The sequence below is a fragment of the Kitasatospora sp. NPDC093102 genome, from assembly GCF_040683915.1.
GTDB lineage: Bacteria > Actinomycetota > Actinomycetes > Streptomycetales > Streptomycetaceae > Kitasatospora.
This window is the reverse complement of sequence record NZ_JBFBFA010000132.1, coordinates 1-2564: the sequence shown is the minus strand read 5'-3', so window position 1 is coordinate 2564 and position 2564 is coordinate 1. Positions and strand designations below refer to the sequence as shown.

Annotated in this window: 1 protein-coding gene; it reads left to right on the top strand. The window is 66.9% G+C overall.

The features are described from left to right. The first annotated feature begins 683 nt into the window (after positions 1 to 683). Positions 684 to 2438 carry a group II intron reverse transcriptase/maturase gene (gene ltrA / locus AB0O11_RS39265; RefSeq protein WP_363397399.1) on the top strand — a complete coding sequence of 585 codons (1755 nt, stop codon included), beginning with the start codon at positions 684 to 686 and terminating at the stop codon, positions 2436 to 2438. Positions 2439 to 2564 lie beyond the last annotated feature (126 nt).

Genomic DNA, 2564 nt, shown 5'->3' with positions numbered 1-2564 from the left:
CGTGCGACACGAAGTCGCACGAATTTGAGTGGACTGACCGATTGGAGAGGCGGCTGATGGTGGGGCCGTAGGTGCAGTCACGGGTCCGTGTCCGTATGACCCGTCCCCGCCCTTGACGTGCGATGCCGGTAACGGCGTGGTGCGAAGCTCAGGGGAAAGCCCAAGGACTCCCGTTCCATCCGGGAGTTACCGGCAAGGGGAAGACCGGACGGGTGAACGCAAGTGAACTCCCGATGATGCCTCGTGATCCCAAGCCCCGCCGATGGAAAGCTCCAGTGGGGTGCATGGCTGGCCGCTGAGAAGCGGCAGGCGCTGGCCGGCAGAGGTCACTCCGGCCAGGTGGACACCGCCGCCTCGGGGTAAAGGGAGCACCCACCCCGGTCGTATCTCATTCGTGTGGAACGTGGAAACCCCGTTGGGGTCCGGGCCGTCGTGGTCCGGTCGGCCGACCGTGAGGAAGACTCAACTCCCCAGCGGGAACAGGATGGCCCAAGAAGCCAATGCCGGAAGCCGAAAGGAAACGGGAACCCGGGGCAGCATGATCGGCCTCTCCGCCGATCGCCCCGCATAACCGTCCGGATACGGGTGTGCTGCCCGGACCCGAAAGGGTGCTGACGTGGGCCGGGTGAGCCTGTGCGGACTCACTGGCAAGGACGACGGAACCGAGGGACAAGTTGGACACCATGCCGGATGCGGTCGGAACGGTCTCGACCGTCCCGACCGCTGCCGCGACGGTGAACGGACCCGAGGGCGAAGATCTGGACTGGGCGTCGATCGACTGGCGCCGGGTCGAGGAGGACGTACGGCGTCTGCGGCAGAGGATCTTCACGGCATCGCAGGCAGGGGACCTGAAGAAGGTCCGCAACTTGCAGAAGCTGATGCTCCGGTCCCGCTCGAACACGCTCATGAGCGTGCGGCGGGTCACGGAGATCAACGCAGGACGCGCGACGGCGGGAGTCGACGGAAAGGTGGTGCTACTTCCCCAGTCCAAGGCCGCTCTGGCCCACTGGGTCCAGCACCGTGCCCGACCGTGGACTCCCAAGCCCGTCAAGCGGGTGTTCATCCCCAAACCGGGGACCACGAAGAAGCGCGGGCTCGGGATTCCCGTGATCGTCGACCGGTGCCTGCAGGCTGTGGCACTGGGCGCGCTGGAACCCGAGTGGGAAGCGCGGTTCGAGCCGAAGTCGTACGGCTTCCGGCCCGGCCGCGGCTGTCACGACGCGATCGGGGCCATCTACTCCACGCTCAACGGGAAGAACCCGCAGCGCGTGTGGGTGCTCGACGCGGACCTGACGGCGGCGTTCGACCGCATCGACCACGACCGGCTCATGGCCGCGCTCGGCACCTTCCCCGCCCGGGGACTGGTCCGCCAGTGGCTGAAGGCCGGGATGGTGGATCGGGGTCGGTTCGCCCCGACCGAGGAGGGAACTCCGCAGGGCGGGGTGATCAGCCCGTTGCTCTTCAACGTGGCCCTGCACGGGATGGAGGAAGCCGCAGGGGTCCGCTACTACACCACCGGCAGAGACGCCGGCAGTGCACAGAGCGGAAGTCCCGTGCTGGTGCGGTACGCAGACGACTTTGTCGCGATGTGCACCAGCCGTGAGCAGGCCGAACAGGTCAAGGAACGGCTGGCCGCATGGCTGACGCCCAGGGGACTCGCCTTCCACGAGGACAAGACGCGCATCGTCCACGCGGAGAGCGGGTTCGACTTCCTGGGGTTCAACGTCCGCCGGTACCACGGCAAACTGCTGATCAAGCCGAGCACAGCGGCGCAACGACGGATCCGGGAACGGCTGCACGCCGAGATGCTGGCCCTGCGAGGGGCCAACGCTGCGGCCGTGCTCAAGAAGATCAACCCCATCGTGCGGGGCTGGTCGGCCTACTACCGGACGGTGGTGTCCAGCGAGATCTTCACTGCGTTGGACAACTACGTGTGGACGCTCGCCTACAAGTGGGCCAAGCACAGCCACCCGAACAAGCCGAAGCACTGGGTCTCCAGCAGGTACTTCGGCAGGTTCAACAAGGCCAGGAAGGACCGGTGGGTGTTCGGCGACCGCGACAGCGGTGCCTACCTGCTCAAGTTCTCCTGGACGAAGATCGTCCGGCACCAGTTGGTCAAGGGCAGGGCGTCTCCGGACGACCCGGCCCTGGAGTCGTACTGGGCCGAGCGGCGTCGCAAGGGACCCCCGCCGCCGGTCGACGGCATGACTGTGCGCCTGCTTCAGGCTCAGCGCGGTCGTTGCCCGGTCTGCGGAGGACTCCTGCTGCACGCCGACCACCCGCCGAGAAGTCCCCAGGAATGGGAGACGTGGCGGGTCGTCATCAGGAAGGCGATCTCCAAGCAGTACGTCGTCTTCCTCGGCGGGAGCACGCCGGGCGATCAGCGAATCCGTCTTCTCCACACCCATTGTCGACGGCGGACGGAGCCGCCGAGCTGACGAGTCCAGCGCCTTCTCCGGCCCGCGAGCCCTCGGGGCTTGCTTGAGCCGTGTGCGGTGAACAGCTGCTTGCACGGTTCTGAGGGGGCGGGGACGCAGTAATGCGTCCCCGCTACCCGACTGATC